At 44.3% G+C, this 20,571-nt stretch carries 20 protein-coding genes; 2 read left to right on the top strand and 18 right to left on the bottom strand.

Annotation, left to right across the window (positions count from 1 at the left end; all coding sequences use genetic code 11):
• Positions 1 to 13: 13 nt before the first annotated feature.
• From ispG to Q0394_RS06015, 11 genes are all read right to left on the bottom strand, one after another.
• Complete coding sequence (gene ispG / locus Q0394_RS06060; protein ID WP_298946162.1) at positions 14 to 1,078, bottom strand: flavodoxin-dependent (E)-4-hydroxy-3-methylbut-2-enyl-diphosphate synthase; 1,065 nt, start codon at positions 1,076 to 1,078, stop codon at positions 14 to 16.
• 71 nt (positions 1,079 to 1,149) lie between these two features.
• A complete protein-coding gene (locus tag Q0394_RS06055; protein ID WP_298946160.1) occupies positions 1,150 to 2,268 on the bottom strand; it encodes a hypothetical protein in 1,119 nt (372 codons plus the stop codon).
• Between the two features lie 9 nt (positions 2,269 to 2,277).
• Positions 2,278 to 3,744, bottom strand: coding sequence for an MBOAT family protein (locus Q0394_RS06050; RefSeq protein WP_298946159.1), 1,467 nt, complete (start codon positions 3,742 to 3,744; stop codon positions 2,278 to 2,280).
• Between the two features lie 396 nt (positions 3,745 to 4,140).
• Positions 4,141 to 4,884 (bottom strand): DUF4272 domain-containing protein, encoded by a 744-nt coding sequence (locus Q0394_RS06045; RefSeq protein ID WP_298946156.1) that lies wholly within the window; start codon positions 4,882 to 4,884, stop codon positions 4,141 to 4,143.
• 235 nt (positions 4,885 to 5,119) lie between these two features.
• Positions 5,120 to 5,752 (bottom strand): DUF417 family protein, encoded by a 633-nt coding sequence (locus tag Q0394_RS06040; protein WP_298946154.1) that lies wholly within the window; start codon positions 5,750 to 5,752, stop codon positions 5,120 to 5,122.
• A 443-nt stretch (positions 5,753 to 6,195) separates the two neighbouring features.
• Positions 6,196 to 8,259 (bottom strand): primosomal protein N', encoded by a 2,064-nt coding sequence (locus tag Q0394_RS06035; RefSeq protein ID WP_298946152.1) that lies wholly within the window; start codon positions 8,257 to 8,259, stop codon positions 6,196 to 6,198.
• Complete coding sequence (locus Q0394_RS06030; RefSeq protein WP_298946150.1) at positions 8,259 to 8,765, bottom strand: prepilin-type N-terminal cleavage/methylation domain-containing protein; 507 nt, start codon at positions 8,763 to 8,765, stop codon at positions 8,259 to 8,261. The genes Q0394_RS06035 and Q0394_RS06030 overlap by 1 nt, the downstream gene beginning before the upstream one ends.
• Before the next feature lie 337 nt (positions 8,766 to 9,102).
• Positions 9,103 to 9,198: a type II secretion system protein gene (locus Q0394_RS11965; protein WP_366115752.1), complete on the bottom strand. Its 96-nt coding sequence runs from the start codon at positions 9,196 to 9,198 to the stop codon at positions 9,103 to 9,105.
• Between the two features lie 97 nt (positions 9,199 to 9,295).
• Positions 9,296 to 9,799: a prepilin-type N-terminal cleavage/methylation domain-containing protein gene (locus tag Q0394_RS06025; RefSeq protein WP_298946148.1), complete on the bottom strand. Its 504-nt coding sequence runs from the start codon at positions 9,797 to 9,799 to the stop codon at positions 9,296 to 9,298.
• Between the two features lie 132 nt (positions 9,800 to 9,931).
• Positions 9,932 to 10,156: a hypothetical protein gene (locus Q0394_RS06020; protein WP_002946662.1), complete on the bottom strand. Its 225-nt coding sequence runs from the start codon at positions 10,154 to 10,156 to the stop codon at positions 9,932 to 9,934.
• A 7-nt stretch (positions 10,157 to 10,163) separates the two neighbouring features.
• Complete coding sequence (locus tag Q0394_RS06015) at positions 10,164 to 10,397, bottom strand: hypothetical protein (RefSeq protein WP_002946661.1); 234 nt, start codon at positions 10,395 to 10,397, stop codon at positions 10,164 to 10,166.
• Positions 10,398 to 10,464: 67 nt separating this feature from the next.
• Between Q0394_RS06015 and uvrB the strand changes: the two genes are divergently transcribed.
• Positions 10,465 to 12,441, top strand: coding sequence for an excinuclease ABC subunit UvrB (gene uvrB, locus Q0394_RS06010; RefSeq protein WP_298946146.1), 1,977 nt, complete (start codon positions 10,465 to 10,467; stop codon positions 12,439 to 12,441).
• Between the two features lie 499 nt (positions 12,442 to 12,940).
• On the opposite strand, the gene Q0394_RS06005 is transcribed toward uvrB, so the two are convergent.
• From Q0394_RS06005 to rpmB, 7 genes are all read right to left on the bottom strand, one after another.
• Positions 12,941 to 13,633 (bottom strand): metallophosphoesterase, encoded by a 693-nt coding sequence (locus tag Q0394_RS06005; protein WP_298946144.1) that lies wholly within the window; start codon positions 13,631 to 13,633, stop codon positions 12,941 to 12,943.
• Positions 13,634 to 13,740: 107 nt separating this feature from the next.
• Positions 13,741 to 14,196, bottom strand: coding sequence for a LysE family transporter (locus Q0394_RS06000; protein WP_366115761.1), 456 nt, complete (start codon positions 14,194 to 14,196; stop codon positions 13,741 to 13,743).
• 13 nt (positions 14,197 to 14,209) lie between these two features.
• Positions 14,210 to 14,353, bottom strand: a complete 144-nt coding sequence (locus Q0394_RS11960; protein ID WP_366115749.1) for a hypothetical protein — start codon at positions 14,351 to 14,353, stop codon at positions 14,210 to 14,212.
• Positions 14,354 to 14,682: 329 nt separating this feature from the next.
• Positions 14,683 to 16,776, bottom strand: coding sequence for an RNA degradosome polyphosphate kinase (locus tag Q0394_RS05995; RefSeq protein ID WP_298946142.1), 2,094 nt, complete (start codon positions 16,774 to 16,776; stop codon positions 14,683 to 14,685).
• Between the two features lie 372 nt (positions 16,777 to 17,148).
• A complete protein-coding gene (locus tag Q0394_RS05990) occupies positions 17,149 to 17,373 on the bottom strand; it encodes a YdcH family protein (protein WP_298058618.1) in 225 nt (74 codons plus the stop codon).
• A gap of 271 nt (positions 17,374 to 17,644) precedes the next feature.
• Complete coding sequence (locus Q0394_RS05985) at positions 17,645 to 18,775, bottom strand: potassium channel protein (RefSeq protein ID WP_039895073.1); 1,131 nt, start codon at positions 18,773 to 18,775, stop codon at positions 17,645 to 17,647.
• 21 nt (positions 18,776 to 18,796) lie between these two features.
• Positions 18,797 to 18,988, bottom strand: coding sequence for a 50S ribosomal protein L28 (gene rpmB, locus Q0394_RS05980; protein ID WP_002945979.1), 192 nt, complete (start codon positions 18,986 to 18,988; stop codon positions 18,797 to 18,799).
• Between the two features lie 213 nt (positions 18,989 to 19,201).
• Between rpmB and Q0394_RS05975 the strand changes: the two genes are divergently transcribed.
• A complete protein-coding gene (locus Q0394_RS05975) occupies positions 19,202 to 20,560 on the top strand; it encodes an STAS domain-containing protein (protein WP_298946140.1) in 1,359 nt (452 codons plus the stop codon).
• The last annotated feature ends 11 nt before the right edge of the window (positions 20,561 to 20,571 follow it).

The raw sequence follows: 20,571 nt of genomic DNA, 5'->3' as shown, positions 1-20,571 counted from the left end.
TTTTTCCTTTGATTTAGTGCGCCTGGCGAGACTTTATCTCGTCGTCGATCTCTAGTAAAAATCTATCGACTAGCTCGCTCTCGGGCAGCCTCGCGACCACCTCGCCTTTGCGCATTATCATGCCGTTTCCTTTGCCAAATGCTATCGCTACGTCCGCACCCTTAGCCTCGCCGATCGCGTTTACGACGCAGCCCATCACCGAGACGTTTAGCGGCTCTTTGATGTGTTTGGTCTTTTCCTCGACGAGCTTTACCGCAGCCATAAGATCAGCCTGCAAACGCCCGCAGGTCGGGCACGAGATGATGTTTAGCCCCTCTTTTTGGCGGCCGCTGTCTTTTAGGATCGCTTTTGCGACCTTGATCTCCTCCTCGAGCTCGCCCGTGATGCTAACTCGCATCGTGTCGCCGATACCCTCCAGTAGCAGTCCGCCTAGCGCGATCGCAGACTTTACCGTCGCGTGGAAGCTAGTGCCGGCCTCCGTCACGCCCAGGTGAAACGGATACGCCACGAGCGGCCTAAGCGCGCGGTAAGCGGCCATCGTGCGTTCGACGTCGCTTGATTTTAGCGAGATTTTGATATCGGTAAAATCAAAATCCTCGAGCAAATTTATATTATAAAGCGCGCTTTGCACCATCGCTTCGACCGTGCGACCGTATTTGTCCTCAAACTGCTTTTCTAGCGAGCCTGAGTTTACTCCGATACGGATAGGTAGATTTCGCTGCTTGCACGCGTCCACGACGGCTTTGATATTCTTTTTTGAGCCGATATTGCCCGGATTTATGCGGATAGCGTCGACGAACTCGCTAACTATCACGGCGTAGTTATGGTTAAAGTGGATATCGGCGACGACGGGTAGCGGGCTAGCCTTCACGACCTCGCGCAGCGCGGCGCTGTCCTCTTTGTCAAACACTGCACAGCGCACGATATCGCAACCGGCAAAATAAAGCCGCTGTATCTGCTCTAGCGTGCCTTTTACGTCTTTTGTTTTGCTAAACGTCATCGACTGCACCGATATGGGCGCATCTCCGCCTATTTTTACGTCCCTAATCTTGATCTGTTTTGTGGGGTATCTTTGCAAATTTAGCCTTTAAATTTTATTGTGCGATTATATAAAATCTTGGCTTTTAAATAAATTTACCGCCCCAAAACCTACTCGCCAAAAACCTCGCGCCTATACTCCCGCGTATCTATAAATTTAGCTCTCAGGCTTTTTTGATTTTCTATGTGCGCGTCTATGTTTTTGCTAGTTATCTCTACGCCTAGCCCTGCGTGCTCGCCCTGCCCCGTTAAGAAATCTAACATCATATCGCCGAGTCTTGCATTATAGTGGCTAGCCTCCCAGTAGTACGGCGAAATTTGGTCTGCGTCTTTAGGTAACTCCTGCGCCGTTATATCACTATAAACGCCAAAATCCACTATCCTAAACGGATTTTTTCCTAGACGCTTGGCAACCTCTTCATTTACGGCCGTTATCTGCTTTTTCCACTCGTACCATGCCGCGTCAAGCCCAACTCGGTAGTCCATAGCTTCAAGCAGCCTAGCATGCAGCGGACTTATCGCGATATCTAGGGTTATATTATTTTCGTGAGCGTCCATTAAAATCTCGATAAAATTTTCATAAGACAGCCTTGATACCTCGTCTCTTTTGCGTTCAGCCATATATCCGCTCTCTATCTTTTTTACGGAGTATTCGCGGTAGCCGCCGTTTCTTTGCACCTCTTCTAGCAGCGACGCCTCGGTTCGTCTGCCGTCAGGCTCAAAAAGCGGAGTTTTGCCGTATTTTAGGACGGTCGCTACCGAGTCGCGAAGCGTTTGAGAGCTAAATAAAATCTTATACGCGCTAGGATTTTTAAAATACTCCTCGAAATCATCTGCCTTGCTACCGCCGCCTAGCATCGTCTTGTCGTCAAAAACGAGCAACGCCTGCTTTAAATTTCCCTGCTTTATCGCCCATTTTAGATAGGCTTTAGTTTCGTTTAGATTGCTTCCCGATACGGCCGCGTTAAAGGCAGGCTGTGTAAAGTATCTATGCGCAGGATTTAGCGCGGTTTGAGGGCGGGAGTTACCTAAAAATATCGATGCGGGCCTGATTTTTTGGATCTTTACAACCTTCATAAAACGCGACTGCAAATCCTCTCTGGGTTTATTTTTAAAGATATCCGTATCGTAAATCCTGTATGGATCGACCAGGTAGTTAAAAGCTGCTACGAACGCGAAAATCAAAGCCGCCGCGGCCAAAAAGCCAAACGTCCATTTTTTAAATTTCATACGACTTTCCTAAAAATTAAAATATAAAAATTGAGACATTTTGTGCAAATTTAAAACGCCCAGCGTAAAACAAAGTACCGCAAAGGTCAAATTTAGCCCGCCAAGCTTAAAGCCTTGCAGTTTTTGCGCGGAATTTTTAAACAGTAGCGAGGCGGCAAAACCCGCGATCAAGTAGTAGAGCAAGGTGTTTGTGCTGTCTATTTGTATATTTGGATTCCACTCGCCAAATTTAACGCCGTACTCCCTCAAAAAACCAACCTTTTTCTCTAGCCGGGAATTTAGAGCTAGCCCGCCGCCCAGCCCAAACATCCCCTTTAGCACCTTTAGCGCGTCATCCCACTCCTTAGCTCTAAAAAATACCCAAGCGATATTTACGAAGTTAAAGGTTATAAACCAAGCTACAAATTTATTTAGCCTAAAGCCCAGCTCACTCCAAATCCTTTGGACGACCAGGGCCGTGCCGTGCAGACATCCCCAAAATACAAACGTCCAGCCCGCCCCGTGCCAGATGCCGCCTATCACGAAGGTCGCGGCTAAATTTACGTACGTACGCACCTTGCCACTGCGGTTGCCTCCCAGCGGGATATAGACGTAATCTCTCAAAAAGCGGCTTAGCGTGATATGCCATCTACGCCAAAAATCCTGAATATTTAAAGCCTTATAGGGCGAGTTGAAATTTATCGGTAACCTGATGTTAAAAAGTAGCGCCGCGCCGATCGCCATATCGCAGTATCCGCTAAAATCAAAATAAAGTTGAAACGTGTAGCTAAGGCTCTTAACCCAAGCTTCGATCAAATTTAAGCTCGCAGCCATGTCAAATCCCTCGGTCGCCCAAACGGCGAAAGTATCAGCGATAACGACCTTTTTAAAAAGCCCGATAGAAAATATAAAAAGTCCAAGAGCGATATTTTCATAGTTGATTACTTTGTTTTTGGTTTTTGCAAACTGCGGCATCATCTCTTCGTGATGCACGATGGGGCCGGCGATTAGCTGCGGAAAAAACGTAACAAACAAGCAGTAATTTAAAAAATCATACCGCTTCGCGCTCTCTTCTGCCGCGCAATCCACCAGATATGCGATCTGCTGAAACGTAAAAAACGAAATCGCAAGCGGCAAGAGTAAATTTAGGTGCGATATCTGCGTACCGAAGGCAAGATTGATGTTGCCGATCAAAAAATCGGAGTACTTAAAATACCCGAGCAAGGCCAAATTTGCCGCGATACCAAGAGCTAGGAGAATTTTTTTTGAAATTTTAGGATTATTTTTACAAAGCTCTAGTCCAAAAGAGTAGTTAAATATCATCGAGCCTACTATTAGCGGTAGATACGCGATGTTCCACCAGCTGTAAAAAAATAGCGACGATAGCACCAAAAAGCCTTTCGCCGCTTCGCTAAGGCGCTTTTTATTTAAGAAAAAATATACGAAAAAAGTTATGGGCAAAAATAAAAATATAAATTCGTAAGAGTTAAAAAGCATTATCCATCCATTGATTTTTAGCGCAATTATAATAAACATTATTTAATATTTAAACAAAATAAAAATTAATTAATTGCTACCGAGCAAAAACTAAACGCACAAGCGGCCAAATTTGAAGCAAGGACGTAAAAATAGTCTGCCAAAGTTGCAACTTAAATTTGAGCGAAATGACGCAAGAGGCGGTATCGCGAAGTTAGACTAGGCGCGGATGAAATTTGCGGGCGGAGCGTATGCTTGATATGTAATAAAGCAAATTTTAAACGCAACGACGTATAGCAAAGAGAAACAACACACAAAGATAAAGCGAAATTTAATTTTTAAGCGTAGGCCAGGCAGATAGCCTGCCGAGCTTGAAAATTAAATTTCAACGAAGTATAAGTAGAAAAAGACAAGCCGCTAAGTGTTCAGATCAGGATAATCCCACGCGTTATATTCGTCAGTTAGATTATCGTTCTCAGCCCCCTTGCAGCACAGCCACTCTAGCCCGCCGCGCCTCTCCATCACGACCTCTTCGTCGAGCCCCGCGCCGTCCGTGCCGTGCACGCGGGCATTGACGCACGCCCAGTGGTAACGGTAGATGAGATCGAGCGCCTGCAGGATTTCATCAGTATCCCGCATTTTCACGCGCTCCGAAAAATCACCGCCGATAAAGGTGTCCATCACAAATTTGCAGTCGCAGATCTCGTTTGGGAAATTTAGCTCCTCTACGAGACCCATGGCCCACATCAGCGCCCACAGCGACTCATATTTCCAGCCCATATTTACAGCCTCGTCGTAGCTCGCTTCGCCCTCTATGACGCGGCGCTCCATGCGCGTGAGCTTATCTATGCACCCAAAGCGGTTGTTTAGAAAGTCCTTCGTGCCCTGCTTGTCTTCGTCAATTAGCTCGCCGTTATCTCTGATAGTGCAAGCGCACATTATTGCGGCAAACGAGCAGATCGCACGGGCGATAACCTCGTCCTTTTCGCGCGGAATGATCTCGCCCGTCTCGTATCGTAGCGGCAAATGGTCTATAAAAGGCACGCCTTGCGATTTTAAGATTTCGATGCTTATATCCTTGCGCTCCTGCGCTGTTTTACCGATCTTTGCGGCGTTTGCGCTGTTTTTGCCGCCTTTTTTGAAAAAATCGAAAAATGCCATATTTTCTCCTTTAAATTTAGGGTTGCATTTTACCTGATCTCCGCTTATAGCAGCATTTTACGCGGACACGGTTTGCTAAATTTAACGAGCAAGCAAACGGATAAAATTGATTTGATATAGATTAAAAAAGTAAAGTAAATTTCTAACGAGATAGTAAAAAGTAGAGATAAGTAAAACGGCCACGAGCGACGAGATACCCAAATTTAGGCCTACCGCTCGCCAAAATCTGCAAATTTTACTTAGCCGAGCAGCTTTTGCAGCACTCCAAAAGCCTGCGTGCCGCATTTGAGGCTACGATTAGTCCCGCAGCAGACATTATTATATCTTTTAGTACCAGTCGTCCAGCGCCCGATAGATACGGAAATCCGTGATTAGGACTTTCAGTGATGCCAAGTGCTGGATTGCCTAGATTTGGCACCCAAGTCTCAGGCGTCGTTATCAAAAAGCTAAGCGTTACGATAGACATGCCAAACGTCAGTAGCCCGCCGATAAGCCCTAGTTTAGGGAACCATATGCCAAGTAACACGAGCGTGCCGATAGTGCAGATGATCGCGCCGATCAGGTACGAAACCGCGTAAGTTCCGTTTTGTTTGTGCCACTCGATGTTTTTAGGCACGACCAAGCCTTCCGGATTTTTGTGTAGGTTGTACTCGGCTACCATTTTGCCCTTACCGTTATCTACGATATCTTTTTTGCTATACATGTAGCTAAAAAACGGGCTGTTGGTTACAAACGGCACGATACCGTCGGCCTCGTATTGCACGACTTTGAGTCCGCCTATCCACGCCATCACGATGAAAATCGCGACGCTAACGTAGTTTACGAAATATTTTTGCGAGCCCGCTAAGGCTTGTAAAAATTTTTGCATTAAGTTCCTTTAGGGTGATTTTTATAATTTTAATTAGACTGTATATTTAAAGCTAGATAAAATTATAACGGGATTATATATAAATCATATAAAATTCGGCTTAAAAAAGATAAGCATTATCATAAATGGAAACTTTAATTACATTTTAGTTTTGGTTTAAGCAAGATTTTAAATTTATAATATCTTTATCTGCAAATAGCCACCAAAACACACTAAAGACTATTTGGTAGATTTGGCTGTTCCATATGGGTGGATTAATAGCAAAACTTGCGTTAAATTTAAGACTTGATCTCTAGCCGCCAAAACCAAAACGAGCTCGTTTTAGCTTAAATTTTGACACCAAGCCGAATGTAAAATTTGTTTTTACGAACCTTGCAAAACATTTAAGACGCTTTTGAGGTGCCCAAATTAAACATCGAAAATCAAACGAAAAGAAATCAAATTTACGAGAAATTTATCGGATCCATATCGACGTCAAAGCCGTGTGCGGCGCAGATACGAGCGGCTTTTATAAGCGGAGCGTGAGAGGCACAACGCAGTAAAATCTCAAAACGGTATTTACCGCCGAGGATCTCGATCGCACACTTGCCATGCCCGACTATCTCGAGCGAGGTTTCGGCGGCGCGTAAATTTTCAAGCTCGGCTACGCAAATTTCAAGCCTTTGCTTTGCCGTCTGCTCGCTTTTTTCAGAAACGATAACTCGTAAAAGCCTAGCAAACGGCGGATATATCGGCTCTCTAGCAAGAATCTCCTCGTCCAAAAACGCTTCGTAGTCCGCGATAAAATTTTCAAAAAACTCCCGTTGCCTGCTCTGCACGACCACGCGCCCATCGCCCGAGCGCCCAGCCCTGCCCGCCACCTGCATCGCCAGTGCCAACGTCCGCTCGCGAGCGCGAAAATCAGGGAAGCTTAATAGCTCGTCAACACCCATGATGACTGCAAGATCCACGTTGTGATAGTCGTGCCCCTTGCTTAGCATCTGCGTACCGACAAGCGCGTCTATTTCGCCCGCGTTAAAGGCCTTTAGCGTCTTTTCGAGCTTGTTTTGCGTCGTGATCTCATCGCGGTCGAATTTCTCGATCCTAGCCGCTGGAAACGCCAAGCGTAAGGCCTCCGTTAGCTCGTCGGTGCCGATTTTTTTCGCCTCGATCATCTCGCTACCGCACTTCTCGCACGAGCACGTCGCAGACGTCGTAAAACCGCAGTACTGGCACTTTAGCAAATTTCGCTTTTTGTAAAAGCTCATTCCTACACTGCAAAACGGGCACTTTATCGTGCTGCCACACTCACGGCACGACAGATAGCGAAAGTTCGCGCGCGTCGGTAAAAATATGACCGCCTGCTTACCGCTCGCAAAACTCGCCGCAAGCTCGCCCAGGATCACGTCGCCCAGCCCCGTCTCGCTCTCGTCGTAGATAAATTTTTTCTCGCTTTTAAAAAACGTTCCTCTCAGCCTAAAATGGGGCTGTTTTTTAAAGCTCACGACGCTAGGAGTCGCGGAGCCAAGCACAACTTTGACGTCAAATTTGCTCGCTAAAAATAGCGCGAGATCGCGGGCGTTATAGTGCGGATTTTGCGCGGATTTGTAGCTGTCGTCGTGCTCCTCGTCGACGATAATAAGCCCAAGTTCGGTAAACGGCAAAAATAGCGCCGAGCGCGCACCTGCGATCAAATTTATCTCGCGACTCTGAAATTTTTGCAGGATCTCGCCGCGCTTTTTCGGCGTTATTTTGGAGTGCCATACGCCAAATTTCTCGCCGAAATAGCTTTTTAGTCGCTTCGTCATCTGAGGCGTGAGCGAGATTTCAGGCATCAAAAGCAAAACCTGTTTGCCTGCTAGCAGATGCTCGCGAATGAGCGAAAAATAAATCTCGCTTTTGCCGCTTCCGGTGTCGCCGAAAATCAAACTCGTTTTGTGAATTTTGGCAAAATTTAGCGCCTCTTGTTGATTTTGGTTTAGGTTTGGGATTTTTGAAAAAAACTCCATCGTAGCTGATTGGTCGGTGCTTATTTTTGGCGACCGTACGGGATTATTAAGATTTAATTTAGTAGCAACACTCCCGTTTGAGTTAAAATTTTCTTGATAGTTGCCGCTATTTAAATTGTCAGGCAAATTTGGCTGCGATGATTCGTCAAATTTTGCATCCAAGTTATCGTTTATCTCGTTTTTATCAGTCAAAATTTGCGCTTGCGTCAAATTCTGCAAGTAAGGCGCTTCAATTTCTAGCGGAGTAAAAAGGCCAGCCGCGATAGATAAATTTACGACATAGTAATGCGAGATAAATTTTAAAAGCGAAATTTGTATCGGTGTAAGCGTGGCGGGTAAAATTTCTAAAATTTCAAGCGTTTTAAAATTCGGCTCGGCTACGCTTTGGAGGACGTAGCCGATAGTTTTTTTATTTTTTATATTGATTAAGACTTGGGTAAAATTGGGTATTTTAAAATCTGAACAATATGTAAGCGGCTTAAGATTTAAGCCGCTCGGAATTATTTGGTAGTAGAGCATTACTCCGTCAATTGCTTGCAGAGTTTGTCGTTATTTGGGCAACTAAAAGAGCCATCGGCAGTATCATAAGTAAAATCTACGCTTTGATTTTTATTTAACGCAAAGGTATATACAGTCCTGCTGCCTGTCGTGCCTCCTTTTTTCCACCCAGATACATCAGAAGCGCCTTTTTCTTTTATACCGTTTTGCAAAATATTAGTAAAAATATTCGTTGCTCCAGATTTTTCAAGGCTATCATAAGTAAATTTGCCAGATAGCATATCAGCATTATGCTTATTTATTATACCGCTTCGTATCGAGGCTATATCACTTCTAGCTTTAACGAGCACCGCATCATCTCTCGTTACAAACAATCTAGGCACAGCAATACTAGCTAATATTCCAATAACAACTATTACAAATACTAGTTCAAGCATCGTAAATCCACGCTTCATAATAACCTCTTGACGTTTTAAAATTTTTGGAAAATTATACCACTTTATATTAAAAAATAGCTTTTGATCCAACAGGGTATTCACTGTTTTTTAAACTGATAAATTCATTATTTCTTTCAAGAACCTTACAATGGTTTATAATTACGCTTGGATCTAGCTTTATAACTACATGACTGGCGGCGTCTTTTATAAAGCGGAATTTTAACACGCAGTCTTTAGTCTTAAATATCAAATACTGTGCGGGTAAGTAGCATTATTTAGATTGACATTACCGCCAAAAGATACGCTTGGAACGTTCGTCATATCTTTTATATCGTTTGATATCCCGCCTTACGAGGCATTATGCGCCATCACATCGCTCATAAGCTGTTTTGTATTGGCTAAAATTTGAACGAAATTCGCATCATCTCTAGCAAGAGTCAAGCAAGGAATCGCAAAATGTGGTAAGTATCCCCAAGATAACTATAACAAATATGAGCTCTATCATAGTAAATACGTATATCATATCTTTTCCTAGATAAATTTAGGGCTAAATTAAAAAAAGCCCAAAACTTGCTAAGGCAAGCTTGGGCTTTGATTATTAAGCTTATTTTTTCTAAAAATTAGAATTTAACGTTTATACCGCTGATCGCAACCTCACCAGGGCCGCTCTCTGTAATAGCTCCAGTTGTTTTATGTGAGAAAGTAAATTTGCCTTTTACTAAAGTATCAACACCTTTGCTAGCTAAGACTTTTTTGCATATTTCTGTAGTCTTATCAGAGCCCCCTTCTACCTTTAAGTGAGCAGGTTTACCTGTAGTACCATCAATAGTTGGAACCAAAGTAACTTTCACGCATTTTTTACCGGCAGCTACTATTTCGTCTGTAAGGGCTGCACCACCGTTACTAAGCTGAACATTTGTCATACCACTTAATTTTGTAGCAAATTCACCTTGTGAAGTATAATAAGCACCCAAGTCACTGATTAGTGTAGTTAAGTTTGTTCCGGCTTTTGCTATCTCGGCATCATCACGAGTTGCGGTTAGTCTTGGGATAGCTACAGCAGCTAAAATACCTAAAATAACGATCACGAAGATCAACTCAATCATTGTAAAACCTTTTCTCATATGAGACTCCTTGTGTTTATTTCTGCATACACTTATGCAGTTGGCGGAATTATATAGATAATTAGCTTAAAAATATATTAAAATGAAATCTTTTTATATGGGTGCGTGTAAAAAAGTAATCTAGGATAAAATTTAACTTATTTCTTTACTTACTTTTTGGGCTAAAGAGCGCAAGTCGCGCTCCTGCTGATAGTTTTCATAGCATTTTTGGACAAAGGCGCTTAGTAGCTCTTTGACGTCGAGATACTTTTTGCCTCCGGTAAAGGTCTCCCACTCTTTTTCAAAATTTTGGGCAAAGTCGTCCTCGAGGCTGATGTTGTAGAATGTGGAAGCTATTTTTACCGTTATTTTTTTCATCGTTTATTTATTTTCCCAGTACCGCTTCGATCTTGCGGATAACGTCGTCGCTCTCGGTATTTTTAGTTCTCAGGTCTTCTTCTAGGCGGGCGATTTGGTTTGTTTTGGCTTCGTTTTGGGCTTTGACGCTGATTAGTTCGTTGCGTAGAGACTCGTTTTCTTCGCAGATTTCGTTATATCTAGCCAGCAGGTCGTTTACCTTGTCGGTTAGGGTGTTTAGTACTTTATCGTTATCAAACATCTTTTTCCTTAGTTTTGGTATAATTTTACGTAATTGTAACAAAAAAAGCTGATTTTTAAGGTAAAAAATGAAAAATTTTGAAATTTCGTCCAAATTTAGCCCGAGCGAGGATCAGGCCCGCGCAGCCCAAAATATCGTAGCCTCCGTAAGATCTGGCAACAAATACCAAACGCTTTTAGGCGTCACGGGCTCAGGCAAGACCTTTACGATGGCAAACGTTATACGCGAGCTAAATATGCCAACGCTAATCATGACGCACAACAAGTCCCTTGCCGCGCAGCTTTATAGCGAATTTAAGGGCTTTTTCCCTAAAAATCACGTGGAGTATTTTATCAGCTACTACGACTACTATCAGCCCGAAGCCTATATCCCGCGCCAGGATCTTTTCATAGAAAAAGACAGCTCCGTAAACGAGGAGCTCGAGCGCCTGCGCCTCTCTGCGACGGCGAGCTTGCTTAGCTTTGACGACGTCGTGTGCGTGGCGTCGGTATCGGCCAACTACGGCTTAGGTAATCCTAGCGAATACCAAGGCATGGTCGCATACCTAAACGTCGGCGATAAAATCAACCAGCGCGCGCTACTGCAAAAGCTAGTGGATATGGGATACAAGCGAAACGACGTTTATTTCGACCGCGGCGACTTTCGCGTAAACGGCGACGTGGTGGACGTATATCCCGCGTACTGGGGTGATGAGGCGCTTCGCATCGAGTTTTTCGGCGATGAGATCGATGCGATGTATCACTTTGACGTGCTAGAAAACAAAAAGCTAAAAGACGTGGGTAAATTTACGCTTTATGCCACGAGTCAGTTTATCGTGGGCGCAGATCGCTTAAAAATCGCGATCAAACAGATAGAAGAGGAACTAGCTGAGCGGCTAAAAGAATTTAACGAGCAAGGCAAGCTCGTTGAGGCGCAGCGCCTAAAACAGCGAGTGGAATTTGATCTAGAGATGATGAGCAGCACGGGCATGTGCAAGGGCATCGAAAACTACGCGCGCCACCTAACCGGGCAAAAGGCGGGAGAGACGCCCTACTCTATGTTTGATTATTTCGAGCTAGGAGGCAAGGACTACCTGGTCATCGTAGACGAAAGCCATGTGAGCCTGCCGCAGTTTCGCGGTATGTACGCAGGAGATCGCAGCCGCAAAGAGGTACTGGTGGAGTACGGATTTCGTTTGCCCTCCGCGCTAGATAACCGTCCGCTCAAATTTGACGAGTTTATAAACAAACGCGCCAAATTTCTTTTTGTCTCGGCAACCCCAAATGAATACGAGATAAATTTGAGCTGTGGCCACGTCTACGAGCAAATTTTACGTCCGACGGGACTGCTAGATCCCTTAATCGAGATAAAAGATAGCGAAAATCAGGTGGAGATTTTATTTGACGAGGCTAAAAAAACGATCGAGAGAAACGAGCGCGTGCTAGTCACCGTGCTCACCAAAAAGATGGCCGAGGAGCTCAGCCGCTACTACACAGAGCTAGGCATCAAAGTCAAATACATGCACTCCGATATCGACGCCGTCGAGCGAAACGAGATCATCCGCGGGCTGCGCGGAGGCGAGTTTGATATGCTTATCGGCATAAATTTGCTAAGAGAAGGGCTTGATCTGCCAGAGGTTAGCCTCATAGCCATTATGGATGCCGATAAGGAGGGCTTTTTACGCTCTACGACAAGCCTAATCCAAACGATGGGGCGTGCGGCTAGAAACGTAAACGGACGAGTGCTGATGTTTGCCAAAAAGATCACCAAATCCATGCAAGAAGCGATGGATACGACGCTGGCTCGCCGCAAGATGCAGGACGAATACAACCGCGCCCACGGCATCACGCCGCGCTCGGCCAGCCGAAACATCGAGGAGAGCCTGCACGTCGAGGATGAAGGCGAGATATATAAACGCGGCAAAAATCTGGAAAAAATGCCTGCCAGCGAGCGAGCCAGCATAATCAAAGAGCTAAGAAAGCAGATGCTAGAAGCCGCGGAGCAGCTAGAATTTGAGAAGGCGGCGGCGTTGCGCGACGAGATCGCCAAAATCCGCAAGCTCTAAATTTGACGGCTTGTTTTTCCTTTATACGTCGTTGGAAATTTCACCGAAGCTCAGTTACATACTATATGTATGCGCCCTCGCTCGGCTCATTTCCGCCTCGTCTAAAGAAAAAATACTTCGCCTTATCGTTTTGTATTTAAATTTGAAGTCAAATTTGTAAATTTCGGTTTCAAATTTGACCCACCGAGACCCGTACCCTGAAAACATCAAATTTAGAGTCAAAAACTCGCGACGCTTTACGTCAGCAAAGCAGTGTCGCCACCTTAAAAGCGTCGTAGGGGGAGGGGAATTAAAGGGGGTGGGGAGCGACTTCGCCATTCAAGCCCCCACCCCCTTTACAACAAAGTAAAAAAACAACCTCAAACGGTTGTTTTTTTACGCAAGGAAACCAAACTCGCAACGCTAAATTTAACCAAACCAAATTTAGTGCCTTAAAGGTGCTGGTCTCGGTGCATAAATTTCAAATTTTAGTCAAATTTGGCCTCAAATTTGAATAAACTCACCCGCCCTCCTCGATATTTTCCTGCATAAAGACTCGCATGCTCGGAAATTCAAGCGCGCAAAGATGGCCAAAATCGTGCCTATAGACGCAGCCAGTGTCGATATTTGCGCCAAATTCCGTAATATCGGGCTCAGCGATCGGCGTATGTCCGTAAACGTTAAAGACGTCATCGTTTTGGCTAAAATCGCCCCTGCCACAAAGCACGTGCCGCCTGAACTCCGCCGCACTATCGCCGTCCGAGTTACGCAGCCGCCACATCCGCCCAATCGCCGAGTGCGATACGACGAGCCGCCTGCCTTGCGCGTTTTTAAACTCGTCAAACTCCAAATAAAACGGCAAATTTAACAAAAACTCTATGTGCGCGAGCTTCTGGGCACGGCTGGCTTTGGCATAGGATGCAAAAGTCTGTGCGCCGCCGTTTAGGTAAAACCAGCGCGGATCGCTAGGCATTTCGCCACGCAAAAATGCGTCTTTGTGTTGCAAAAGGCGGTATTCGTGATTGCCCATCACAGCCGCGTAACCGCGCTGTATCACTAACTGCACGACCTCAAAACTCCCCTCGCCGCGATCTATCAGATCGCCCACGAAGCAAATTTTAGAATCAGCACCACGCGGCAAGCGATCTATCAGGGCGCAAAGGGTTTTATAACAGCCGTGAATGTCGCCGATAAGGTAAATTTGGTCGTTCATTTTTTCTTTTCTTGTAAATTTACTTAAATTTTAGCAAAGTTTAGCCAACGGGGCATAAAAACAGCGCAACAAAACTACCTAAATTTAGTCGTTGAATTTAAGCACCCTCACTCACCGACGATTAGCATCGCGCCAAGCGCTATCATCGTTACACCGACGAAAAACTCCAAAATTTTCCACGCGGCGGGCTTTTGAAACAACGACGCTAAAAATCTAGCTCCGTATCCGAGCAAAAAGAAAAACGCAAACGACGCGCACATCGCGCCCGCACCAAAGAGTCCCGCACTCTCGCCAAATTTCGTAGAAACCGAACCAAGTAGCACGACCGTATCAAGATAAACGTGCGGATTTAACCACGTAAAAGCTAGCGTGAGAAGCGCTGTTTTAACCGCTCCGTGCGCCTCCTCGCCGCCAGCCGTTAGCGCATGCGAGGCACTAAACGCGCTATAAAGGCTACGCAGCCCGTAAATGCTCAAAAATACAAATCCGCCCCAAAGCGCGGCGGTTTTGATGATGGGATAGTGCTCCACCACATAGCCAAACCCCGATACACCCGCAAAAATCAGCGTAGCGTCGCTAAGCGCGCAGATGGCACAAACCAGAAAAACATGCTGTTTTTTTGATGCCTTGTTTTAACACGAAGGCATTTTGCGCTCCGATAGCAAGGATCAGCGAGAGCCCAAGAGAAAAACCAGAGAAAAAGACATTAAAAGAGTTCATTTTATCCCTTAAATTTGGCGTGCTTTTGTATTTTCTAAATTTTAGCCAGAATGCGTACAACAAAAGTTTAGCGAAGTAAAATTCGCGACATGCGGAGATTTCTGCAAATTTGTGAGTCAAATTTTAGCAGCATCAAGGTGCGGGTCTCGGCGAATAAAATTTGAACTCAAAATTTACAAATTGACTTCGAATTTAAATACAAAACGATAAGGCGAAGTATCGCGAGATGATTTTTCGAGTTTTGAAGCAAAATTGAGCGTGCGCTAGGCAAGTAGCCTGCGGAGCGAAATTTTACAAAATCTCGGAAAAGCACTCGCGAGACAAGCCGATCAACTCTCTTTCAAAAGCTTAGCCACCATCTGCTCGCTCTTTCCCTTATCGCTATCCTTTTTCGTCGCCTTATATATCCCGCTCACGTACTCCTCGAGTACCTCTTGCGAGTTTATGCGCGCGTCGCCCTCTTTTGGCCTTACTTTGGCGTATTCGCCGCTGTTTTGCAGCTCAAACGCCAGCTCGTTATCGCTAAGCTGCAAGCGCAAAAACTCAAGCAAACGCTCTTGCAAATTTTTATCGATTATCGGCGTCATGAGCTCTAGGCGGCGCTCGAGATTTCGCGGCATCCAGTCGGCGGAAGCGATGTAAATTTGAGGGTCGGCGTGTCTGAAATAAAATATCCTCGCGTGCTCAAGGTATTTGCCGATGAGCGATCTCACGCGGATATTTTCGCTTAGGCCTTTCACACCAGGGCGCACGCAGCAGATGCCGCGCACGATGAGATCGATCTTTACGCCCGCGCTACTAGCCTTTACCAGCGCGTCCACGATGTCACTATCCACCAGCGCGTTCATCTTCGCCACAATCCTGCCCTGCTCGCCGTGCGCAGTCTCGGTTTTTATCATCTCTAACACGCGCTCTTTTATCTGCATCGGCGACATAGAGAGCGTCTGCAAGCGGCGGTTTTTAGAAAAGCCCGAAAGTATGTGAAAAAACGTCGTCGTATCGCTCGCAAACTCCGCCCTGCTCGTAAAATAACTCACGTCGGTGTAAATTTTCGCCGAGCCGCCGTTATAATTGCCCGTGGATAAATGCATGTAAAATTTAAGCTTGCCGCCCTCTTGACGGATGACTTGGCTCACTTTTGCGTGCACCTTAAAGCCCGTGATGCCGTATATCACGTGCGCGCCGGCGTCTTCTAGGGCCTTTGCCCAGTGCAGGTTATTTTCCTCATCAAATCTCGCCTTCAGCTCGACCATTACGGTTACTTGCTTGCCGTCGTTTGCGGCGTCGATGAGAGCCTGGATGATAGGCGAGTTTTTATCGACGCGGTAGAGCGTCATGCGGATCGAGATCACGCGCGGGTCTTTGCTCGCCTCCCTGATAAACTGCACGACGGGATCAAAGCTCTCGTAGGGATGCACGACCAGCACGTCCTCTTTGTCGATGACGTCAAACATCGATAGGTGGCTGCTAAAAGGCGGCAGGGTCTTTGGCGCATACGGCGGCAGGCAGAGGTGGGAGAATTCTTTATTTCCCACGATCTGCCAGAGCGAATTTAACGTGAGCGGAACGGTGTACTCGTAGATATCCTTATAAAAAATCTTCATGTGCGAGTTTAGAAACTCGACTATCTCGGCATCGGCGTCCTTTTGTATCTGCATGCGCACAAAGGCGCCTTTTCGGCGTAGCTTGAGCCCCTGCTCGAGGATCATCATAAAGTCATCCGCCTCTTCTTCCTCGATGACGATGTCGGCGTTCCTGGTAACCCTAAACGCCGCCGAGCTAAGCAGCTTGTAACCCGGGAAAATCTCCTCTGCGTGGCGGTGTACGATCGTTTCTATCGGCACGTAGACATTATCGGCCGCCTGATAAAACCTCGGCAAAACGCGCGAGATACGTATCATGCCAAATTTTATGATCTCTGGACTATCCGCGTCGGCAAGCTTAACGGCTAAGCTAAAGCTAAGGTTATTTAGATGCGGGTACGGATGCGTGGCATCAACCGCGATAGGCACGATGACGGGCAGGATATTTGAGAAAAAATACTCGTCGCATTTGGCGCGAAGTTCGGGCGAAATTTCGTCGTAATTTTTCATAAAAAGCCCGTTTTGCGCGAGCTCTTTTAGCGCGTCTTTATAGTGCTTTTCCACGAGTGCAAGCTCGTCTTTTATGTATTTTCTGATCTCTCTTAGCTGTTCGAGTGGACTCATGCCGTCGCTACCGCTAGCTGCGACTCCAGCGGCAAAAAGCTGCTTAAGCCCCGCGATGCGGATCATGTAAAATTCATCCAAATTAGTCATATAAATCGCGATAAATTTTAGCTTTTCAAGCGGCGGCAACACCTTTTCGCACTGAGCCAAAACGCGCGAGTTAAAGCGTAGCCAGCTAAGCTCGCGGTTGATAAAAACACTCTTTTTCTCATCCATTTTCCATCCTTTTTAAACTTTCATAAATTTTAGCGAATTTTCTCTTAAATCACGGCCTTTCCGAAAAGCCGTAAGTTTGTGTTATAATAAACGAAAAACAAATTAAGCTTCGGAAAAAATAGGCAAGGAAATAAGATGGAATATATTTGGGCGGTTATTATTTTATGCGTTGGCATGGCGGTCTTTTGGGTTTTAAAGAAAATTTCTATGTGATCGCATTTCAAATTTAACGAATGAATTTAGTGTTGTCGCAGTGATTTTTTATTTTGATTTTGAGTCAAATTTGACAAAGTTTTTAGAAATATTTTTAAATAGTTAAAAAGATGAAATTTGAGGTAAAAACGGCGGCGCAAATCGTCCGCCGCTATTAAATTAAAGATTATTTTCTTTTTTATACTCGGCTAAAAAGGCGTAGATTTCGTCTTTTAGTCTGAGTTTCTCGCGTTTTAGAGCATCCACTTCGGCATCGTTATAGACATTGCCTTTTTGCATTTCGGCGATCTTTTCGTCTAGCTCGTTGTGCTTATCAAAAAGCGATGTAAAGTGCGCGTTTGTACCTTTTAGCTTAGTTATAAGCTCTCTATCCTCATGAAACATCTTTGCTCCTTTAATTAAAGTTTGATTTAATTTTAGCGAATGTTATTTTAAGAGAGGGTTAAAAAGCGTCAAATTCGGAGCATTCCCTAAAATTTACGGTAGCTTAGTTTCGTCTCTAAATAGCTTAATTTTTTACGCTATTTAAATCCAAAAGATGCTTTTGTAAAATTTAAATTTTGGTAAGAGATCAAATCAATCCCTGATTTTAGCATTAAATTTACGGCTGTCTAGGCAAAGGCAAAATTAAAATACGCATAAATCGTCTCAAATTTTAGACGTATTTTAGCTCTTCTGGCTTATGCTTGCTTTTTATGACGCGTTTGGTTAGGCGTATCGACTCGCCAGTACCGATGACTAGTAGCTTCGTGCCAGTGCCGATTAGCGTATCGCCCTTTGGCATCGGAATAAATTTGTTATTTACGTCTTTGATGCCAACGACGTCGGCGTTTGTTATGTTTCGCAAGTTAGTTTCTTTTAGGCGTTTAAAGCGTACCCACGAATAATCAGGCACCAATATCTCCTCTATGTCGATCGGCGAGTCTTGCTTATACAAAAACTGCTCGAGCAAATTTTCCATATCCGGACGTACGCTCATCGCACTAAGGCGCTGAGCTACGAGCTTTGATGGGCTCACGACGCTGTTTGCGCCGAGCTTTTTTAGGCGCTCGGTATCGTCTTGGTTGTCGGAGTTTGTCATTATAAAATAAGGCTTTTTGCGCCCGATCTCTTTTTCATATAGCCTCACGGTGGCGATAAGGGCGATGTTATCTGCGATGTTTGAACTTAGCGTGATCATGCCTTTTGCGCTTGAAAAATGCGTCTTTAAAAGCGCAGTTTGCGTGTGCGGCTGAGAGACGATATAGTATGGATACTTGTATTTTTCCGCGATTTCCGGCAGATCCTCGCGCGGATCGATAACGATGAAAGGAATATGATTTTCCCTAAATTCGCGGCTTAATTCCATTGTGTATTGGTTGTGATAGCAGATAACAAAGTGGTTTTTCAACCTTGCGATTTTATATAACATTCGTCTTTCCTTTATGATTGCTACGAGCGCGCCTTTTTTTAAAACTTCGAGCATCAAACCCGTAGAAAACGTAAAAACAGCAAAGCCTAGCAAAATAAAAGTGATAGTAAAAATCCGGCCGGCCGGAGAAATAGGCGCGACCTCGGTAAATCCAACGGTCGTAAAAGTCATACCGGCCTGATAAATCGCGTCTATCAGGCTAAAACCGTCGATCGTGACGTAACCCATCGCTCCGATCATCATCATCAAAACGACTAAGATGAGCGGTAAGCGAAACGGGCGAAGTTGTTCGTAAAGTTCGGTATTAAGACTAATTTGAGGTTTGGCAGAACTTGACCAGTTGAGGAATTTTAAAATCTTTCTAAACAAAGACAACTCCTCAAATTTGCGGTAATTTTAGCGTGACTGTTTTCTCATTGTTCTTAGCGTAGAAGCAGCTACTTTGATCTTTCTCGTAGTGCCGTCCTCTAGCGTAACGCGGATGGTTCTTAGGTTTGGTAAAAACCTTCTTTTCGTTCTATTTTTCGCGTGGCTGACATTGTTGCCTACCATCGGACCTTTGCCTGTTATTGCACATACTCTTGACATATTTGTTTCCTTGAAAATAAAAATTTCTGCTGATTTTATCCAAAATAAACAAAATAAAAGCTTAAAGCCGCTTTTACAAACGCGTTAGTTTTTAAACTGAATTTATGGATAAAAAAGCTAAAATAACAAAATTTAAACACGGTTAAATTTTAAAAAATTACCGGCTCGATTTACGTAAAAAATATCATTTTTTTTAGGAAATTCTTTTATCTTATGAGATTAGATTTTAAAGACGACGTAGCTATATTTTATCCTTCCGGCTTTTTAGACGGCGATATCGATAAATATGAAATCAGCGACGCAAATATAAAATATCTACGCCAAAAAGCTCCACGTCATATCCTAATATCGCTTAAAAATACCGTTTATTTTAATAAGGTAGGCTTTAATCTAATCCTTGAATCCGTCTCAAGAATAACAAAGGAAAATGACGCCGATATAGGTTTTTGCGACTACAATGAGATAAAATTTAAAGCCCTAAAAAGAATGTCTAAAGACGTTTTAAATTTATCTTTTTTTGAGACGCTCAGCGTTGCGCTTTTATTTTGGGGGAAGTTTGAATCGGAAAACAAACAAATCATCGTTTTTAACGCCGATACCGAGCAAAAACGCCAGATTGCGCTAACATTATCAGGGCGCGGATACAAACCGGTTATCGCAAAAGACGAGGAAGAATTTAACCGTTTACATAAAGATTTCGAGTGCGCCATCCGCCTAACCGACATAAAATCAAACAAAAAAGAATTATCCACTACCCTTAAAGAAAACGTCGTCGTTTACGAGATAAACGGCTTTATCGACTCAGAATTTGCAGACAAATTTGCTTATAAAAGTTTCCTGCAATCGCTAAAAATCGGCTTTAAATTTTTTGTTTTTGATATGAAAAAATCAAGTTTTATAAATATTCACGGCGTGTCGTTTTTAGCAAAACTTGCGATGGAGTGTGCCGATAGTGGCGCAACTATAGCTATGTGCGGACTAAAAAAATCCAACGTCTCAAAAGCCTTACTTCATGATTTAGAGGACTGCGGGATACTACTTTACGATACGATCCAGGATTTTTTCAATGACGACGCGACGATAGAAGGCGGCGGCAGTATAGAAGACGAAAAACCTAAAAACATAACCAAAGAGTTAATAGATCTTTTACCGGATATCTTAAAAGTAGTGATGGACACGCTAGCGTCTTTGTCAAATTTGCCTATTTCTCGCAAGAGTACCGAGATAACAAATTTTAGCTGCGACGAGGAGAAATTTTGCATGGGCTCGGTAGCGTTTTACGGCGAGACAAATGCCAAATTTATCCTCTGCGTCGAAAAAAACGCCGTTTATAAAATCTGCAAAATTTTGCTTCAAGAAGGTAGCGACGCAAGCATGATCGAGGCCTATGCAGACCTGCTTAGCGTTATATCCGACCGCATCGAAGCGTGGTTAAAGAGTCAAAAGATAGAGGCGAATTTCACCTTGCCGCACGTCTTTGAAGAGATTAAAGACGAAGACAAAAAAAACAAAGGCGCCCTCGTGCGACTCGATATAGACGGCATGGACGCGATATTTTTTCTAAGCAAATAAAGGACAATCAA

The organism is uncultured Campylobacter sp., assembly GCF_938039205.1.
Lineage (GTDB): Bacteria > Campylobacterota > Campylobacteria > Campylobacterales > Campylobacteraceae > Campylobacter_A.
This window is presented reverse-complemented; position numbering and strand designations above follow the sequence as displayed.